The 17,932-nt window shown below is 58.5% G+C and carries 16 protein-coding genes; 7 read left to right on the top strand and 9 right to left on the bottom strand.

Annotated elements, in window-relative coordinates:
* Positions 1-19 precede the first annotated feature (19 nt).
* The 8 genes from rseP to rpsB all read right to left on the bottom strand — a co-directional run bounded on the left by rseP (position 20) and on the right by rpsB (position 7,494).
* A complete protein-coding gene (gene rseP, locus QMX84_RS16455) occupies positions 20-1,372 on the bottom strand; it encodes an RIP metalloprotease RseP (protein WP_048368093.1) in 1,353 nt (450 codons plus the stop codon).
* Between the two features lie 44 nt (positions 1,373-1,416).
* Complete coding sequence (gene ispC, locus QMX84_RS16450; RefSeq protein ID WP_282364290.1) at positions 1,417-2,604, bottom strand: 1-deoxy-D-xylulose-5-phosphate reductoisomerase; 1,188 nt, start codon at positions 2,602-2,604, stop codon at positions 1,417-1,419.
* Positions 2,601-3,407, bottom strand: coding sequence for a phosphatidate cytidylyltransferase (locus QMX84_RS16445; protein WP_262125173.1), 807 nt, complete (start codon positions 3,405-3,407; stop codon positions 2,601-2,603). Before QMX84_RS16445 ends, ispC begins: the two co-directional genes overlap by 4 nt.
* Positions 3,407-4,162, bottom strand: a complete 756-nt coding sequence (gene uppS / locus QMX84_RS16440; protein WP_048368096.1) for a polyprenyl diphosphate synthase — start codon at positions 4,160-4,162, stop codon at positions 3,407-3,409. Before uppS ends, QMX84_RS16445 begins: the two co-directional genes overlap by 1 nt.
* Positions 4,163-4,177: 15 nt before the next feature.
* Entirely contained in the window at positions 4,178-4,735 is a 558-nt protein-coding gene (gene frr / locus QMX84_RS16435) for a ribosome recycling factor (RefSeq protein ID WP_048385564.1), read from the bottom strand.
* The gene (pyrH, locus tag QMX84_RS16430) at positions 4,732-5,475 is read right to left on the bottom strand and encodes a UMP kinase (RefSeq protein WP_048368099.1); all 744 of its coding nucleotides are present in this window, start codon (positions 5,473-5,475) and stop codon (positions 4,732-4,734) included. Before pyrH ends, frr begins: the two co-directional genes overlap by 4 nt.
* A 206-nt stretch (positions 5,476-5,681) precedes the next feature.
* Positions 5,682-6,545, bottom strand: coding sequence for a translation elongation factor Ts (tsf, locus tag QMX84_RS16425; RefSeq protein ID WP_262125177.1), 864 nt, complete (start codon positions 6,543-6,545; stop codon positions 5,682-5,684).
* A gap of 205 nt (positions 6,546-6,750) precedes the next feature.
* Positions 6,751-7,494, bottom strand: a complete 744-nt coding sequence (gene rpsB, locus QMX84_RS16420) for a 30S ribosomal protein S2 (RefSeq protein ID WP_019411593.1) — start codon at positions 7,492-7,494, stop codon at positions 6,751-6,753.
* A 535-nt stretch (positions 7,495-8,029) separates the two neighbouring features.
* Here rpsB and map point away from each other — a divergent pair.
* From map to dapC, 3 genes are read left to right on the top strand one after another with little or no spacing between them, the layout of a single operon-like run.
* Complete coding sequence (map, locus tag QMX84_RS16415) at positions 8,030-8,812, top strand: type I methionyl aminopeptidase (protein ID WP_048368102.1); 783 nt, start codon at positions 8,030-8,032, stop codon at positions 8,810-8,812.
* 39 nt (positions 8,813-8,851) lie between these two features.
* Positions 8,852-11,551: a [protein-PII] uridylyltransferase gene (locus tag QMX84_RS16410; RefSeq protein ID WP_153326186.1), complete on the top strand. Its 2,700-nt coding sequence runs from the start codon at positions 8,852-8,854 to the stop codon at positions 11,549-11,551.
* Positions 11,552-11,574: 23 nt separating this feature from the next.
* On the top strand, positions 11,575-12,774 hold the full coding sequence (gene dapC / locus QMX84_RS16405; RefSeq protein WP_282364289.1) for a succinyldiaminopimelate transaminase: 1,200 nt from the start codon (positions 11,575-11,577) through the stop codon (positions 12,772-12,774).
* 89 nt (positions 12,775-12,863) lie between these two features.
* On the opposite strand, the gene QMX84_RS16400 is transcribed toward dapC, so the two are convergent.
* A complete protein-coding gene (locus QMX84_RS16400) occupies positions 12,864-14,513 on the bottom strand; it encodes a Na+/H+ antiporter (protein WP_153332033.1) in 1,650 nt (549 codons plus the stop codon).
* Between the two features lie 237 nt (positions 14,514-14,750).
* Between QMX84_RS16400 and QMX84_RS16395 the strand changes: the two genes are divergently transcribed.
* From QMX84_RS16395 to QMX84_RS16380, 4 genes are all read left to right on the top strand, one after another.
* Positions 14,751-15,113 carry an ArsC family reductase gene (locus tag QMX84_RS16395; protein WP_048368107.1) on the top strand — a complete coding sequence of 121 codons (363 nt, stop codon included), beginning with the start codon at positions 14,751-14,753 and terminating at the stop codon, positions 15,111-15,113.
* Between the two features lie 47 nt (positions 15,114-15,160).
* The gene (dapD, locus tag QMX84_RS16390; RefSeq protein ID WP_048368109.1) at positions 15,161-16,195 is read left to right on the top strand and encodes a 2,3,4,5-tetrahydropyridine-2,6-dicarboxylate N-succinyltransferase; all 1,035 of its coding nucleotides are present in this window, start codon (positions 15,161-15,163) and stop codon (positions 16,193-16,195) included.
* A gap of 62 nt (positions 16,196-16,257) precedes the next feature.
* The gene (locus QMX84_RS16385) at positions 16,258-17,463 is read left to right on the top strand and encodes a cysteine desulfurase (protein WP_282364288.1); all 1,206 of its coding nucleotides are present in this window, start codon (positions 16,258-16,260) and stop codon (positions 17,461-17,463) included.
* Complete coding sequence (locus QMX84_RS16380; protein ID WP_282364287.1) at positions 17,460-17,864, top strand: SufE family protein; 405 nt, start codon at positions 17,460-17,462, stop codon at positions 17,862-17,864. The genes QMX84_RS16385 and QMX84_RS16380 overlap by 4 nt, the downstream gene beginning before the upstream one ends.
* Positions 17,865-17,932 lie beyond the last annotated feature (68 nt).

Here is a 17,932-nt window from a genome sequence, read left to right as displayed (position 1 = left end):
TCGCAATTCAGCGAAGTGTTTACAGTCGTCCCAAGTCGTTGACCAGAGCAAGTAACATCACTCCGACCACCAAACTGATACCGATCTGCATCCCCCAACCCTGTACCCGATCCGACAAGGGACGACCACGCGCCCACTCGATCAGATAAAACAACAAGTGCCCACCGTCCAGGACGGGAATGGGCAACAAGTTCAGAACCCCCAGGCTAATACTCAGATAAGCCAGGAAATTCAAGAAATCAGCAACGCCCGACTGGGCAGAAGCGCCCGCCACTTTAGCAATGGTTATCGGTCCACTCAAGTTTTTTACCGAGAGCTCGCCGAACAACATTTTCTTCAGTGAATCGAGCGTCAATACGCTCATGGTCCACGTACGCTTGACCCCTTCGCCGATGGCGGCGACCGGGCCATAGCTGACTTCGCGAATCATCGCAGGTGGCCAATCGACACCTTTGACCCCTGCCCCCAGATAACCGGTCGCCGCGTCACCTTCACCGCGAGCCGCCAGAACCACCGGCACCTCAAGCGCAACACCGTCGCGCTCGACGCGCAAATCTACGCGGGCCGCGGGCCGCAGACGAACCCAGTCCACCACTTGTTGCCAGTCATTGATAGCTTGGCCATTCATGGACAGCAGTTTGTCACCGGTCTTGAGGCCAGCCGCCTGGGCCGGGCCTTTGGGGTCGAGTTCTGCCAGAACGGCTGGCAGCTCAGGGCGCCACGGCCGAATACCCAACGATTTGATCGGGTCCGGCTCATCAGCCCCTTTTAACCAGTCATGCAAAACCAGTTGGTGGGAGCTTTCAACGTCGGAATCGGGGCCACGCACCGCAACCTGAATGGAACCGCTTTCGCCGAGGCGACGCACCAGTTGCAGGTTGACGTTCGACCAGCCAACAGTTGGCTGACCATCAATTGAAACAATTTCCTGACCGGCTACCAGGCCGGCTTGTGCCGCCAGACTGCCGCTTTCGACCGCACCGATCACCGGGCGCACCTGCTGGCTGCCCATCATTGCCAGCACCCAGAAGAACGCAATGGCCAGCAAGAAGTTGGCCACAGGCCCGGCTGCGACGATGGCAATGCGCTGCCCGACGGTTTTACGGTTGAAGGATTGATCGAGCTGATCGGCCGGAACATCGCCTTCACGCTCGTCGAGCATTTTTACGTAGCCGCCCAACGGAATCGCTGCAACGACAAACTCAGTGCCCTGACGGTCATGCCAGCGTAAGAGAGGCGTACCGAAGCCCACAGAAAAGCGCAGAACCTTGACGCCGCAACGGCGCGCCACCCAAAAGTGACCGAATTCATGAAATGTGACCAGCACCCCCAATGCCACCAGGGTGCCAACAATCATATAGAGCGCACTCATCTACTTTCTCCGCGATTCTGTCCGGCTCCGACATGTACCACTTGTCAGTTGTTACGGCTCAACCACTGCTCAGCTCGCAGTCGCGCTTGGGTATCTACCGCAAATACAGCATCCAGCTCATCGACTGCAATCACAGACTCAGTGCTTAACACATCTTCAATAAGGTTGGCGATTTGCGGGTAACGGATTTTACCGTCAAGAAACGCCGCCACCGCGACTTCGTTCGCCGCATTGAGGGTCGCAGGCGCGCTATTGCCCGCCTCGGCTGCTTCTCGACACAGACGCAAACACGGGAAGCGTTGTTCATCCGGACGCTCAAAGTCCAGCCGCGCAACCGCAAACAGATCCAGCGGCGCAACACCTGAGTCGATACGTTCAGGCCACGCCAGGGAATTGGCAATGGGTGTGCGCATGTCCGGATTACCGAGCTGCGCCAACACAGAGCCATCCACATAATCGACCAGCGAGTGAATCACGCTTTGCGGGTGGATCACCACTTCAACCTGGCTTGGCTTGGCATCGAACAACCAGCAGGCTTCAATCAGCTCCAGGCCCTTGTTCATCATGCTCGCCGAATCAACGGAAATCTTGCGCCCCATCGACCAATTGGGATGAGCGCACGCCTGATCCGGGGTGACATGTTGCAACAACTCTAATGGCGTTTCGCGGAAGGGTCCGCCCGACGCCGTCAGCAATATCCGCCGCACACCGACCGAACCCAGGCCGCGTGCGTAGTCCTGTGGCAAACACTGGAAAATCGCGTTGTGCTCACTGTCGACAGGCAGCAATACCGAACCGCTGCGACGAACGGCCTGCATAAACAGATCGCCGGTCATGACCAGCGCTTCTTTATTGGCCAAGAGAATTTTTTTGCCAGCGTTAACCGCTGCCAACGTAGGACGCAAGCCAGCCGCACCGACGATTGCTGCCATGACCGTGTCAACTTCTGGAGCAGAAGCCACCTGACACAAGCCTTGCTCACCCACCCACACTTCAGTGCCGAGCTTGGCGGCCTGCAAACCGGCCCGCAGCTGGCTGGCTGCATGCTCGTGCGGCACAACAACCACTCGCGGCTTGTGCTCGAGACACAAGGCCAAAAGCTCCGGGATACGGCTAAAACCGCTCAGGCCAAAGACCTGATAGCGGTCAGGGTGACGCGCAATAACATCCAGGGTGCTCAGGCCAATCGAGCCTGTAGCCCCCAGCACCGTAATCTGTTGAGGTCGACTCATGATCCGGCAATCCAAAGCAGTACAGCAAACAACGGCACCGCCGCCGTCAGACTGTCGATACGGTCCAGCACCCCGCCGTGACCTGGCAGCAGGTTACTGCTGTCCTTGATTCCGGCCTGACGCTTGAACATGCTTTCGGTGAGGTCGCCCACTACAGACACCAACACAATCATCGCTGCGCCAAACAGTGCTGCGATGATCTCGCCAACGCTCCAGCCACGCACCAGACCGACAGCAGCCGTGATCACCAGGCTGAGGATCAAACCGCCATACACGCCTTCCCAGCTCTTGCCAGGGCTGACTTTAGGGGCCAGCTTGCGCTTCCCGAACTTGCGCCCGGAAAAGTAAGCGCCGATGTCAGCGCCCCACACCAGCACCATGACTGCCATGATCAGCCAGTTGCCCAGCGCCATCGCCTTGATCAGCACCAGCCCTTGCCAGGCCGGCAGCAAAATCAGCAGGCCAATCACCAGCTTGGTGAGGGTTGCCGACCAGCGCTCGGCCGACTCAGGAAACGTCAACACCAGCCAGGTTGCAGCGCCCCACCACAAGATTGCGGCGCCCAGCACCCAGGGCGCCAGATCAGGAAAAACGTACAAACCAAACAGCAGCAGAGCCACGAGTACTGCAAAAGCCACCCGCGCCAACTGAGCTTCGAAACCCGCCAGACGCGCCCATTCCCAGGCACCCAAGGTCACGACCAGGCCGATGAACAGCGCAAAGCCAGACCCTTCGAGCAGGAAAAACCCGCACAAAGCGATGGGCAGCAATATGAGTGCAGTAATGATGCGTTGTTTAAGCATTAAACCCGGGCTCCAGCTTCAACCTGCTCACTCGTTTTACCGAAGCGACGCTGGCGAGAAGCGAAATCAGCCAGCGCATTGCGCATGGCTTCGTGTTTGAAGTCCGGCCAGAACAGGTCGGAGAAGTACAGTTCGGCATACGCCAACTGCCACAGCAGGAAATTGCTGATGCGGTGCTCGCCGCCTGTGCGAATGCACAGGTCAGGCAGCGGCAGATCGCCAGTCACCAGACAGTTTTGCAGCAGGCCCGGGGTGATGTCTTCAGGCTGCAAATGCCCCGCCTGAACTTCACGCGCCAGGCGCTGTGCGGCCTGTGCAATGTCCCACTGACCGCCGTAGTTAGCGGCAACCTGCAGTACAAAGCGATCAGGCCCTGCCGTCATCTGCTCCGCCTCACGCATCGCCGCCTGTAATTCAGGGTGGAAGCGCGAACGGTCGCCGATGATCCGCAAGCTGATGTTGTTGTCGTTGAGGCGCCGGGCCTCACGCCGTAGCGCCTTGAAGAACAAGTCCATCAAGGCACTGACCTCAGCGGCGGGGCGCTGCCAGTTTTCGCTGGAGAACGCGAATAAGGTGAGCACCTCGACCTTGGCCTCGACGCACACCTCAATCACTGCGCGAACTGCATCCACTCCCGCTTTATGCCCGGCAACACCCGGCAGAAAGCGTTTTTTCGCCCAGCGATTATTACCATCCATGATGATCGCGACGTGGCGCGGCACCGATGATGGCTCTGTCTGCTTGGTCTTTTCCATAAAACGCCCAGACCCTTATACGGCCATCAGGTCCGCTTCTTTCGCCTTGGTAGCCGCATCAATGTCTGCCTCGGCCTTGTCGGTCAGCTTCTGAATATCAGCAGCGGCGCGACGCTCTTCGTCTTCGCTGATTTCTTTGTCTTTAACCAGTTTTTTTAGCTCGCTCAACGCATCGCGACGGATGTTGCGAACAGCTACACGCGCGTCTTCAGCAGCGCTACGGGCTTGCTTGGTGAAACCTTTACGGGTTTCTTCAGTCAAGGCCGGCATGGAGATCAGCAGCAACTCACCCAGGTTGGTCGGGTTGAGGTTCAGGCCAGCGCTCTGGATAGCCTTGTCGACCGCAGCCAGCATGTTGCGCTCAAACGCCACAACTTGCAGAGTACGCGAGTCTTTTACCGTTACGTTGGCAACGCTGCTCAACGGGGTATCGGCGCCGTAGTAAGGCACCATCACGCTGCCCAGGATGCTTGGGTGCGCTTTGCCGGTGCGGATCTGGCCAAAAGCATGGGCCAAAGATTCCAGCGACTTCTGCATGCGCGTTTGAGCGTCTTTTTTGATTTCATTGATCATTGTTGAACTTCCTCGATCAGAGTCCCTTCAGCGCCGCCATGGACAATATTCAGCAAGGCGCCGGGCTTGTTCATATTAAATACACGCAATGGCATTTTATGGTCACGGCACAGACAAATGGCCGTAAGGTCCATAACACCCAGTTTGCGATCCAGTACTTCATCGTAAGTCAGATGATCGAACTTCTCGGCATGCGGGTCTTTAAATGGATCTGCGGTGTACACGCCGTCAACCTTGGTTGCTTTAAGCACCACGTCAGCGTCGATTTCAATAGCACGCAAGCAAGCAGCAGAATCCGTTGTAAAGAACGGATTACCGGTGCCTGCAGCGAAAATCACCACATCTTTAGCGTTCAAATGACGCATTGCCTTGCGACGATCGTAATGATCAGTCACACCAACCATCGAAATAGCCGACATTACGATGGCAGAGATATTCGCACGTTCCAGCGCATCGCGCATGGCCAAGGCGTTCATCACGGTTGCCAGCATGCCCATATGGTCGCCAGTCACACGATCCATACCGGCCGCGCTCAGGGCTGCACCGCGGAACAGGTTGCCACCACCGATCACCAAACCTACCTGGACGCCGATGCCGACCAGTTGGCCCACTTCCAGCGCCATGCGGTCGAGTACTTTGGGATCGATCCCGAACTCTTCAGAGCCCATCAGGGCTTCACCGCTTAGCTTGAGTAGGATGCGTTTATAGCGAGTTTGATAACCAGCGCCCTGCTGAGCCATTGCGAATCTCTCCTGCCGCGTTTTAAAAAAATCTGTGCGAGGCCACTTTCAGCCCGCGCTTACTCTAGCGTGGCGCTGCACAGCAGCACCATCGGAACACGACTTATGCAATCGGTTCCGCAAGAAAAGGGAAAACCCTCTCCCATTTGAAAAGAGGCTGCGCGCGTGAGCGGGCAGCCTCTTCGGGTCGACAGTGTAAAACTGTCTTATTGCTTGGCTGCAGCCAGCTGAGCAGCAACTTCTTCAGCGAAGTTGTCGACTGGCTTCTCGATGCCTTCGCCTACTTTGAAGTAAGTGAAGGAAACGATTTCAGCGCCGGCTTTCTTGGCCAGCTCGCCAACTTTGATCTCTGGGTTCTTAACGAAAGCTTGCTCAACCAGGCTAGCTTCGGCCAGGAACTTGCTGATGCGGCCTTTGATCATGTTTTCAACGATGTTTTCTGGCTTGCCGGCAATCTTGTCAGCATTGAGGCTCAGGAACACCGCTTTTTCACGCTCGATCGCTTCTTCAGAAACTTCCGAAGGCAGCAGGAACTCTGGGTTGCTTGCAGCAACGTGCATAGCGATGTCTTTGGCCAGCTCAACGCTGCCGCCTTTCAGAACAACTGCTACACCGATTTTGTTGCCGTGCAGGTAACCGCCGACCACATCACCTTCAACGCGAGCCAGGCGACGGATGTTGACGTTTTCGCCAACTTTGCCGACCAGTACCAGGCGATCAGCTTCTTGAGCTTCGATCAGAGGCTCAACAGTCGTCAGCTTGTCAGCGAATGCTTTTTCAACGCTGGCAGCAACGAATGCTTTGAAGTCGTCCTGCAGGGCCAGGAAGTCAGTCTGCGAGTTCACTTCCAGCAGAACTGCGGATTTACCGTCTTCCTTCAGAGCGATTGCGCCTTCAGCAGCAACGTTGCCTGCTTTTTTGGCAGCCTTGATGGCGCCGGAAGCACGCATGTCGTCGATGGCTTTTTCGATGTCGCCGCCAGCCTTGGTCAAGGCCTTCTTGCAATCCATCATGCCTTCGCCAGTACGCTCACGCAGTTCTTTAACCAACGCTGCAGTAATCTCTGCCATTTCAAAATTCCTCTTGGATAGGTTTTCAACCATTCCACCCGACCGAACGGGCGTTCAATTCGTATGAAGCCTGCCTCGAGGCTCCCAGCCAGCCGCATTCTGATACAGCAACGGCGAGAGCATGTCCAATAAATGGATTTCGAGGTGGCAAAAAGGGGGCCAAGCCCCCTTTTTGCGCACTGAGTAAACGCTAGGCGTTAGTTACTCAGCCTTCAACTACCGCTGCAGCTGGAGCTTCTTCGACGAAAACGTCGGTGCCGCCAGCAACGTGGTTACGGCCACGGATAACAGCATCAGCCATCGCACCCATGTACAGCTGGATAGCGCGGATTGCGTCATCGTTGCCCGGGATGATGTAGTCAACGCCTTCTGGGCTGCTGTTGGTGTCGACAACGCCGATTACCGGGATGCCCAACTTGTTAGCTTCGGTGATCGCGATGCGCTCGTGGTCAACGTCGATAACGAACAGTGCGTCTGGCAGACCGCCCATGTCCTTGATACCACCCAGGCTACGATCCAGCTTTTCCAGATCGCGAGTGCGCATCAGCGCCTCTTTCTTGGTCAGCTTGGCGAAAGTACCGTCTTCTGCTTGAACTTCAAGGTCACGCAGACGCTTGATGGAAGCACGGATGGTTTTGAAGTTGGTGAGCATGCCGCCCAACCAGCGGTGATCCACGTACGGCGAGCCGCAACGTGCTGCTTCTTCAGCAACGATCTTGCCAGCGGAACGCTTGGTGCCGACGAACAGAATCTTGTTTTTGCCCTGGGCCAGACGCTCTACGAAAGTCAGAGCTTCGTTGAACATTGGCAGGGTTTTTTCAAGGTTGATGATGTGGATCTTGTTACGCGCGCCAAAGATGTATTTACCCATCTTCGGGTTCCAGTAACGGGTTTGGTGACCGAAGTGCACACCGGCCTTCAGCATATCGCGCATGTTGACTTGGGACATGGTAGTTCCTTAATAAGTCGGGTTAGGCCTCCACGTATCCCAACGACCAACCAGCAGCTTCGAGCTGAAGGCACCCAGGTCATCGTGTCGATACGTGTGTGGGTTTGTGCTCTGCGGGCTATACCCGCAAAGCGGCGCATTTTATATCACAAGACACATAAAAAACGAAGCGCGAATTCAGACTTTATTGCTAAGCCGTTGTCGCACAAGGATTTGCGCCCCGTAGGAGCGAGCTTGCCTCGCGATCTTTTGATCAGTGGTGCGCCCGTTAACTGCACAACGGCATTTCACCGATTTAGCCCCTACCACGAGCCAAGCAGATCAAAAGCCCGGATCAAAAGCAGCCCCTTCCTTTTGCTAGAGCCTTGGAATAGGGCCAGAATGCCCCACTCTATTAATAGAAGCGATGGCGCAAGGCTCATGTTTACAGCCGACCGTCTGGTAGAATCGCGTTTTTATGGCGGTGTGTAGCTGAAATAACTCGTCACACACCCGCAACCCCGTTGATGAGCGCTTACGCGCGAAGAGAGCCTGTATGACCGTCACCCTCAAAACTCCCGAGGACATCGCAAAAATGCGTATCGCCGGCAAACTGGCCGCCGACGTACTGGAAATGATCGCTGAACACGTTAAACCCGGTGTCACCACCGAAGAGCTGGACCGCATCTGCCATGACTATATTGTCAATGTGCAACAGGCCATCCCCGCGCCGCTCAACTATAAAGGCTTCCCCAAGTCGATCTGCACCTCGATCAACCACGTGGTTTGCCACGGCATTCCGGGTGACAAGGCGCTGAAGGAAGGCGACACCCTGAACATCGACGTGACCGTCATCAAAGATGGCTATCACGGTGACACCAGCCGCATGTTCCATGTCGGCAAAGTGCCGGTCTGGGCTGAGCGCCTGTCGCAAGTGACCCAGGAATGCATGTACAAGGCCATCGAACTGGTCAAGCCGGGTTGCCGACTGGGCGATATCGGTGAAGTGATTCAGAAGCACGCCGAAAAGAACGGCTTCTCGGTGGTTCGCGAGTTCTGCGGCCATGGCATTGGCAAGGTGTTCCACGAAGAGCCGCAAATCCTGCACTACGGGCGCGCGGGCACCGGTATGGAACTCAAGGCGGGCATGACGTTCACCATCGAGCCGATGATCAACCAGGGCAAAGCCGACACTAAAGTGCTGGGCGATGGCTGGACGGCGATCACCAAGGACCGCAAGCTGTCTGCGCAGTGGGAACACACCCTGCTGGTGACCGACACCGGTTACGAAATCTTCACCCTGCGCAGCGATGACACCATCCCGCGGGTTTCGGCCTGATAGCAACCCCCACACATCCCACGACAGGAAAGCCAATCGATGCCGCAGGTGGATCCCGAACTTTTTGACCGCGGCCAGTTCCAGGCCGAATTGGCATTAAAGGCAAGCCCGATTGCCGCTTTCAAAAAGGCGATCCGCCAGGCACGCGAAGTGCTCGACGAACGCTTTCGCAAAGGCCGCGATATTCGACGATTGATCGAGGACCGCGCCTGGTTCGTCGATAACATCCTGCAACAAGCGTGGGACCAGTTCAGCTGGAGCGACCAGGCCGATATCGCCCTGGTCGCAGTGGGCGGTTATGGCCGGGGCGAATTGCACCCCTACTCCGACATCGACTTGCTGATCCTGCTCGACAACGCAGACCATGAGATCTTCCGCGATTCCATCGAGCGGTTTCTGACCCTGCTGTGGGACATCGGCCTGGAAGTCGGCCAGAGCGTACGCTCGGTTGACGAATGTGCAGAGCAAGCCCGCGCCGACCTGACCGTCATCACCAACCTGATCGAAAGCCGCACCATTGCTGGCCCCGAACGCTTGCGTCAACGCATGCTCGAAGTCACCAGCACCGAACACATGTGGCCCAGCAAGGAATTCTTTCTGGCCAAGCGTGCCGAGCAAAAAGCCCGGCACCACAAGTACAACGACACCGAGTACAACCTTGAGCCCAACGTCAAAGGCTCGCCCGGCGGCCTGCGCGACATTCAGACCATCTTGTGGGTAGCTCGCCGCCAGTACGGCACCCTGAATTTGCGCGCCCTGGCCGGTGAAGGCTTCCTGGTCGAAAGCGAACACGACCTGCTCTCTTCCTCCCAGGAGTTTCTCTGGAAGGTCCGCTACGCCCTGCACATGCTCGCTGGTCGCGCCGAAGACCGTCTGCTGTTTGACCATCAACGCAGCATCGCCGAGTTGCTCGGCTTTACCGGCGAAGACACCAAGCAGACCATCGAAAACTTCATGCAGCAGTATTACCGGGTGGTCATGAGCATTGCCCAGCTCAGCGACCTGATCATCCAGCACTTTGAAGAAGTGATCCTGGCTCCGGAAGACGAAGCGCCGCCGACGCCGATCAACTCGCGCTTTCAACTGCACGACGGCTACATCGAAGCCACCAGCAACAACGTGTTCAAGCGCACGCCGTTTGCCATGCTCGAAATCTTCCTGCTGATGGCGCAGCACCCCGACATCAAAGGCGTGCGGGCTGACACCATCCGCTTGCTGCGCGAACACCGCTACCTGATCGACGATGATTTTCGCAGTGACATCCGCAACACCAGCCTGTTTATCGAGCTGTTCAAATGCAAAATCGGCATCCATCGCAACCTGCGCCGGATGAACCGCTACGGCATTCTCGGACGCTACCTGCCGGAATTCGGCTTTATCGTCGGGCAAATGCAGCACGACCTGTTCCACATTTATACGGTCGATGCGCACACCCTGAACCTGATCAAGCACCTGCGTAAGTTGCAGTACACCCAGGTCTCGGAGAAATTTCCGCTGGCCAGCAAACTCATGGCCAAGCTGCCCAAACCTGAGCTGATTTATCTGGCAGGGCTGTACCACGACATCGGCAAAGGCCGCCACGGTGACCACTCGGAGATTGGCGCGGTGGACGCAGAAGCGTTCTGCATTCGTCATCACCTGCCCGCCTGGGATACGCGACTGATCGTGTGGCTGGTGCAAAACCACCTGGTGATGTCGACCACCGCCCAGCGCAAAGACCTGTCAGACCCGCAAGTCATCCATGACTTCGCCCAGACCGTGATCGACGAAACCCATCTCGACTATTTATATGTGCTGACCGTGGCCGACATCAACGCCACCAACCCGACACTGTGGAACTCCTGGCGCGCCAGCCTGTTGCGCCAGCTCTACACCGAGACCAAGCGCGCCCTGCGTCGAGGCCTGGAAAACCCGGTCGATCGCGAAGAGCAAATTCGCCAGACGCAGAGTGCTGCGCTGGACGTGCTGGTGCGCAACGGCAACGACCAGGACGATGTCGAGCAGCTCTGGTCGCAGTTGGGCGATGACTACTTCCTGCGCCACACCTCGGCCGATGTGGCCTGGCACACCGAAGCCATCCTGCAGCAACCTGTAGATGGCGGCCCGCTGGTGCTGATCAAGGAAACCACCCAGCGCGATTTCGAGGGCGGCACGCAGATTTTCATTTATGCGCCCGACCAGCACGACTTCTTCGCCGTGACCGTGGCGGCCATGGACCAGCTCAACCTCAACATCCATGACGCGCGCATCATTACCTCCAGCAGCCAGTTCACCCTCGACACCTACATCGTGCTCGACAACGACGGCGACTCGATCGGCAATAACCCCGAGCGCATCGAAAAAATCCGCAAAGGCCTGACCGAAGCCCTGCGTAACCCGGACGACTACCCGAACATCATCCAGCGCCGGGTACCGCGCCAGCTCAAACACTTTGCTTTCCCGCCGCAAGTGACGATCCACAACGACGCCCAGCGCCCGGTCACCGTACTGGAACTCAGCGCCCCGGACCGTCCCGGCCTGCTGGCGCGCATCGGGATGATCTTCCTGGAGTTCGACCTGTCGTTGCAGAACGCCAAGATCGCCACCTTGGGCGAGCGCGTCGAAGACGTCTTCTTCATTACCGACGAAAACAATCAGCCATTGTCTGACCCACAACTGTGCATACGTTTGCAGGAAGCCATCGTGGAGCAACTAACGGTCAACAAAGACTCAACCCCAACCTGGCGCCTGAGCATCTAGCCGCCGAGTGAGACCCGCACCCAATGAACAACGCTCTAAACCAGTTGCAGCCTTACCCGTTCGAAAAACTGCGTGCCCTGCTGAGTAGCGTGCAGCCCAACGCCGACAAGCGCCCGATTGCGCTGTCGATTGGCGAACCGAAACACCGCTCGCCTGATTTCGTGGCCAAGGCCCTGGCGGACAACCTCGACCAGATGGCGGTCTACCCGACCACTCTCGGCATCCCTGCCCTGCGCGAAGCGATTGGTGGCTGGGCCGAGCGCCGTTTTAACGTGCCGGCTGGCTGGCTGGACCCGGCGCGCAACATCCTGCCCGTCAACGGCACCCGTGAAGCGCTGTTCGCCTTCACCCAAACCGTGGTCAACCGCAGCGACGACGGCTTGGTGATCAGCCCGAACCCGTTCTACCAGATCTACGAAGGGGCCGCGTTTTTGGCCGGTGCCAAGCCGCATTACCTGCCGTGCCTGGCTGAACAAGGCTTCAACCCGGACTTCGACGCGGTGTCGGTCGAGACCTGGAAGCGCTGCCAGATCCTGTTCCTGTGCTCGCCGGGCAACCCGACCGGTGCATTGATCCCGCTGGCAACCCTGAAAAAGCTGATTGCACTGGCCGATGAACACGACTTTGTGATCGCCGCCGACGAATGCTACAGCGAGCTGTATTTCGACGAGCAGACCCCGCCAGAAGGCCTGCTCAGTGCGTGCGTGGCCTTGGGCCGCGAAGACTTCAAGCGTTGCGTGGTCTTCCACAGCTTGTCCAAGCGCTCCAACTTGCCGGGCCTGCGCTCGGGTTTCGTCGCCGGTGATGCCGAGATCCTCAAGGCGTTCCTGCTGTACCGCACCTACCACGGCTGCGCCATGCCGGTGCAAACCCAACTGGCGAGCATTGCTGCCTGGAACGACGAAGAACACGTGCGCGCCAACCGCGACCTGTACCGCGCCAAGTTCGATGCCGTGCTGGAGATTCTGACGCCGGTACTGGATGTACAGCGCCCGGATGGCGGGTTTTATCTGTGGGCAAATGTCGAAGGGGATGACACTGAATTCTCCCGCGACCTGTTCGCTGAAGAACACGTGACCGTGGTGCCGGGTTCTTACCTATCACGCGAAGTCGAAGGCTTTAACCCGGGTGCCGGCCGCGTGCGCATGGCCCTGGTCGCGCCATTGGCCGAATGCGTAGAAGCCGCCGAGCGGATCCGCGACTTCATCCAGCGCCGCCGCTAAACCCAAATCTGTAGGAGCGAGCTTGCCTCGCGATCTTTTAGACGATCAAAAGATCGCGAGACGAGCTCGCTCCTACAGTATTCATAGCCTTACTTCACCGTCCCCAGATTCGCTTCGCTCAAATCCAGATCACGCAAAATCTCGCTGAGCACGTCATCGCCGATCTCATGGTGGCGACGCAAGCTGTACAGCTCCAGACGCTGTGCCCTGAGCGCCTTGAGGCGCAAGCGGCTTTCCAGCAGGTCCATCTGCGAGGCCAACGCCTGCGCTTCAGCCGAGTCATTAAACACTTCGAGCTGATGGCGGTATTCAGACATGATCCGGGCCTTCAATTCAGCCGCCAGTGCTGCTTGGGCCGCGTCTTGCGGGCTATCGGCTGGCTCAACCACGTCTTCGGCTTCCAGCGCATGAATCGCCGCCTCAGCAGTGCGCCGCCAGGCTTCGCGCACTTCTTTGCGCATGGCGTCGTCCGGGCTTTTGGGGATGCCGCGCAACAACAAGGGCAAGGCGATACAAGCCGCCACCAGCGACAGCAAAATCACCCCCGCCGCAATAAAGATCAGCAGGTCGCGTTCAGGGAAGTCCACGCCCGCGCTGATCAACAACGGCACCGACATCACACCGGCCAACGTCACCGCACCGCGCACACCGCCGACTGTCAGCAACCAGCACGAACGCGCCGTCGGCACCAAGGTCAGGTCGCCCTTACCACGCCAGCGACGCAGCAGGCCAAACAGGCGCCAGATGCTCTGCACCCAGATAAAACGCAGCGCCAGCAGCACCAGAAAGATCGCCACCACATCCAGACAACGATAAAACAGGGTCGGCCACAGGGTGGTTTCGTGGCTGACCACCGCCTTGATGATGTCCGGCAATTGCAAGCCCAACAGCAAGAAGATCAGGCCATTGAAGGCAAACTCCAACAGCCCCCACACACTGCGGTTAAGCAGGCGCGTACTGGTTTGACGCGGCAACAGGTCCAGCCAGCTTTGCATCATCCCCGCCGCCACCGCCGACAAAATGCCCGAGGCACCCAAGCGCTCGGCCAGTACGTACGCGGCAAACGGCAGCAGCAACATAAACACGACGTGGGTCGCCGGGTCATCCCAGCCGCGACCGATCATCCAGGCCCGCAGGCGCCCCACCAGCCAGCTCAGCGCCACGCCGATGGCCAGACCGCCACAGGCCACCAGCACAAAGGTCAGGCTGGCATTGGTCAGCGAGAACACCCCGGTGATGGCGGCAACCAGGGCAAATTTGAAGGTCACCAGACCCGACGCGTCGTTCATCAGGGCTTCGCCCTGGAGCATATGCATCAGCGGGCCGGGCAGGCGGTTCTGAGCAATGGCCGACACCGCCACGGCGTCCGTCGGTGACAGTACAGCAGCCAGGGCAAACGCCACCGGCAAGGGAATCGTCGGCAAGAGCCAGTGAATGAAGTAGCCCGCCCCGACCACGGTGAACAGTACCAAACCCACTGCCAACGTCAGAATCGGCCCACGCAAACGCCAGAACTCACGCTTAGGCATGCGCCAGCCATCCGAGAACAGCAACGGCGGCAAGAACAGAAACAGGAACAGCTCCGGGTCCAGTGCAACGTGCAAGCCCAGGGTTGGCCAGGCCAACACGGCACCTGCAGCAATTTGCACCAACGGCAGAGGTAAAGGGATCACACGCCCCAATAAACGCGAGACTCCTACCAACATCAGCAGGATGAGTACGGTATAGGCGGTTTGCATATCAACAAAATTCCCGAACAATCAGCTTCAACTGAATTCAAACACAGCTAGCAACAATTTTAGATCCAGCCTCATAGTAGCTTCAAATGGCTAACCTCGACCTTGAACATAAGTCTCAATGCGACTACCTGTCACAAGATCCTGCCAAGGTTGCAGGCAGCCTGCGCTCAAGCGCCTCGCCCATGGCATAATCCGCCACCGCTTATTTCCACGCATCTCCAAAAGAGGGGCAATTCAGTGACCGATTCGAGCAAGACGTTGCACCTTTTCGGCATCAAGGCCTGCGACACCATGAAAAAGGCTCGCACCTGGCTGGATGAACATGACGTGCGTTATGACTTCCATGATTACAAAAGCAGCGGTATCGACCGTGAACACCTGACTCAATGGTGCGACGAGCACGGTTGGCAAGTTGTGCTCAACCGCGCTGGCACTACCTTTCGCAAACTCGAAGACGAACAGAAAGCCGATCTCGACCAAGCGAAAGCGATTGAGCTGATGCTCGCCCAACCCTCAATGATCAAGCGCCCGGTGCTCGATCTCGGTAATAAAACCCTGATTGGCTTCAAGCCTGATCTTTATGCGGCGGCCCTTCTCTAAGCCAACTGGCCAAAGCCCGCCCCTTCTATTTTTTACGAGGTAATTGCATGTCTACTACCCTATTCAGCGCGGCCTTCGGTGTCGGCACTCAAAACCGTCAAGGCGCCTGGCTGGAAGTGTTCTACGCACAACCGCTGATCAACCCGTCGGCCGAACTGATCGCTGCGGTCGCGCCGATCCTGGGCTACACCGGCGGCAATCAGGCAATCACCTTCACCACCGCTCAAGCCGCGCAACTGGCTGAAGCCGTCAAACCGGTTGACGCTGCACAAGCCGCGCTGCTGACCCGCCTGGCCGAAAGCCACAAACCACTGGTTGCCACTCTGTTGGCCGAAGACGCGGCCCTGACCTCCACCCCGGAGGCTTACCTGAAGCTGCACCTGCTGTCCCATCGTCTGGTCAAGCCGCACGGCCTGAGCCTGGCGGGTGTGTTCCCGTTGCTGCCGAACGTGGCCTGGACCAGCCAGGGCGCCATCGACCTGGGCGAGCTGGCTGAGCGCCAACTCGAAGCCCGCCTGCGTGGCGAACTGCTGGAAGTGTTCTCGGTCGACAAGTTCCCGAAAATGACCGACTACGTGGTACCTGCTGGCGTGCGTATCGCTGACAGCGCACGTATCCGCCTGGGCGCCTACATCGGCGAAGGCACCACCGTGATGCACGAAGGTTTCGTCAACTTCAACGCTGGCACCGAAGGCCCGGGCATGATCGAAGGCCGTGTTTCGGCGGGCGTGTTCGTCGGCAAGGGTTCGGACCTGGGCGGCGGTTGCTCGACCATGGGCACCCTGTCGGGCGGTGGCAACATCGTGATCAAAGTAGGCGAAGGCTGCCTGATCGGCGCCAACGCCGGTATCGGCATTCCATTGGGCGACCGCAACACCGTTGAGTCGGGCCTGTACGTGACCGCGGGCACCAAAGTCGCGCTGCTGGACGAAAACAACCAACTGGTTAAAGTCGTCAAAGCCCGTGAACTGGCCGGTCAACCAGACCTGTTGTTCCGTCGCAACTCGGAAACCGGCGCTGTGGAATGCAAAACCCACAAGTCGGCCATCGAGCTGAACGAAGCGCTGCACGCTCACAACTAAGCGTTTGTCTGCCACTGACGGGGCTGGCTGCTTGCAGCCTCGTCAACAGAGCCTTGAACACCATGCTTTTGCCTTCTCCCTGGCGCGCTGACTTTCCGGCCATCGCCGCCCTGCAACGTCAGGACCAGACTTATCTGGACAACGCTGCCACCACGCAAAAACCTCAAGCCCTGCTCGACGCACTGACGCACTACTACGCCAGTGGCGCCGCCAATGTGCACCGGGCGCAGCACCTGCCGGGCGCGCATGCCACCCAGGCGTTCGAGAACTCCCGCTGCAAAGTCGCCCAATGGCTCAACGCGGCTGACTGCGGGCAAATAGTCTTCACCCACGGTGCCACCTCGGCACTGAACCTTCTGGCTTACGGGCTGGAACACCTTTTCAATCCGGGCGATGAGATTGTCATCAGCGCCCTGGAGCACCACGCCAACCTGCTGCCCTGGCAGCAACTTGCCCAGCGCCAACAGTTAACCCTGGTGGTGTTGCCGCTGGATGCCGACGGCGTAATCGACCTTGACGCCGCCGCCCGCCTCATCACCTCGCGCACCCGCCTGCTGGCCGTGAGCCAGTTGTCCAACGTACTGGGCGTGTGGCAGCCACTGCCCGAGTTGCTGGCCCTGGCCAAAGCACAGAACGCGTTGACCGTGGTCGATGGTGCCCAAGGCGTGGTCCACGGCCGTCAGGACATGAATGCGCTGGGCTGCGACTACTATGTGTTTTCCAGCCACAAGCTGTACGGCCCGGACGGGCTGGGCGTGCTGTTTGGCCGCCATGCAGCACTGGCCAGCCTCAAGCACTGGCAGTTTGGCGGCGAGATGGTCCAGGACGCCGACTACCAGCACGCCACCTTCCGCCCTGCCCCGCTGGGCTTTGAAGCCGGCACCCCGCCGATTGCCAGCGTGATTGGCCTGGGCGCGACCCTGAGCTACCTGAGCAGCCTCGACCAGAGCGCCGTCGACGGCCACGAAGCCGCGTTGCACGCCCTGTTGGTTGAAGGCCTGCAACAGCGCCCCGGCATTCGCCTGCTGGGCTCGCCGCAACTGGCACTGGTGAGTTTTGTGGTTGAGGGCGTGCACAACGCCGACCTTGCCCACTTGTTGACCGAGCAAGGCATTGCCGTGCGGGCCGGGCATCATTGCGCCATGCCCCTGCTGAAAAGCCTCGGTTTGGCAGGCGCCATCCGCGTATCGCTGGCGCTGTACAACGACTCAGATGACCTGCAACGCTTTTTCGATGCCCTCGACCAGGCCCTGGAGTTACTGCAATGACCCTGCCCGCTGACGCCCAGGCCGCCCTCGACAGCTTTGAACACTGCGCCAGTTGGGAACAACGCGCCCGCCTATTGATGCAATGGGGCCAACGCTTGCCCGAGTTGGCCGAGGCCGACAAAACCGAGGCCAACCGCGTGCACGGCTGTGAAAGCCAGGTGTGGTTGGTGGGTGAGTTAAAACACGGCCACTGGCAATTTGCTGCCAGCAGCGATGCACGCTTGATTCGCGGGCTGGTGGCGTTGCTGCTGGCGCGGGTCAATGGCTTGTCCAGCGAGGCGCTGCACCACGTAGACCTGCCCGACTGGTTCAACCAGCTTGGCCTGAGCCGCCAGTTGTCGCCATCGCGCAGCAATGGGCTTAATGCGGTGTTGCAACGGATGCGTGAGTTGTCTGCTTAACACTGACCCGGTAGGAGCGAGCTTGCCTCGCGATCTTTTGATCTTTTAAAAAGATCGCGAGGCAAGCT

The organism is Pseudomonas sp. PS01297 (assembly GCF_029959305.1).
In the GTDB taxonomy this organism is placed as follows: domain Bacteria; phylum Pseudomonadota; class Gammaproteobacteria; order Pseudomonadales; family Pseudomonadaceae; genus Aquipseudomonas; species Aquipseudomonas helleri.
The sequence above is the reverse complement of the archived record's forward strand: the minus strand, read 5'-3'. Positions and strand labels throughout refer to the sequence as shown.

Coding starts and splice junctions, on each gene's coding strand:
- rseP (WP_048368093.1), bottom strand. CDS start 1,372: ATGAGTGCGCTCTATATGATTGTTGGCACCCTGGTGGCATTGGGGGTG.
- ispC (WP_282364290.1), bottom strand. CDS start 2,604: ATGAGTCGACCTCAACAGATTACGGTGCTGGGGGCTACAGGCTCGATT.
- QMX84_RS16445 (WP_262125173.1), bottom strand. CDS start 3,407: ATGCTTAAACAACGCATCATTACTGCACTCATATTGCTGCCCATCGCT.
- uppS (WP_048368096.1), bottom strand. CDS start 4,162: ATGGAAAAGACCAAGCAGACAGAGCCATCATCGGTGCCGCGCCACGTC.
- frr (WP_048385564.1), bottom strand. CDS start 4,735: ATGATCAATGAAATCAAAAAAGACGCTCAAACGCGCATGCAGAAGTCG.
- pyrH (WP_048368099.1), bottom strand. CDS start 5,475: ATGGCTCAGCAGGGCGCTGGTTATCAAACTCGCTATAAACGCATCCTA.
- tsf (WP_262125177.1), bottom strand. CDS start 6,545: ATGGCAGAGATTACTGCAGCGTTGGTTAAAGAACTGCGTGAGCGTACT.
- rpsB (WP_019411593.1), bottom strand. CDS start 7,494: ATGTCCCAAGTCAACATGCGCGATATGCTGAAGGCCGGTGTGCACTTC.
- map (WP_048368102.1), top strand. CDS start 8,030: ATGACCGTCACCCTCAAAACTCCCGAGGACATCGCAAAAATGCGTATC.
- QMX84_RS16410 (WP_153326186.1), top strand. CDS start 8,852: ATGCCGCAGGTGGATCCCGAACTTTTTGACCGCGGCCAGTTCCAGGCC.
- dapC (WP_282364289.1), top strand. CDS start 11,575: ATGAACAACGCTCTAAACCAGTTGCAGCCTTACCCGTTCGAAAAACTG.
- QMX84_RS16400 (WP_153332033.1), bottom strand. CDS start 14,513: ATGCAAACCGCCTATACCGTACTCATCCTGCTGATGTTGGTAGGAGTC.
- dapD (WP_048368109.1), top strand. CDS start 15,161: ATGTCTACTACCCTATTCAGCGCGGCCTTCGGTGTCGGCACTCAAAAC.
- QMX84_RS16385 (WP_282364288.1), top strand. CDS start 16,258: ATGCTTTTGCCTTCTCCCTGGCGCGCTGACTTTCCGGCCATCGCCGCC.
- QMX84_RS16380 (WP_282364287.1), top strand. CDS start 17,460: ATGACCCTGCCCGCTGACGCCCAGGCCGCCCTCGACAGCTTTGAACAC.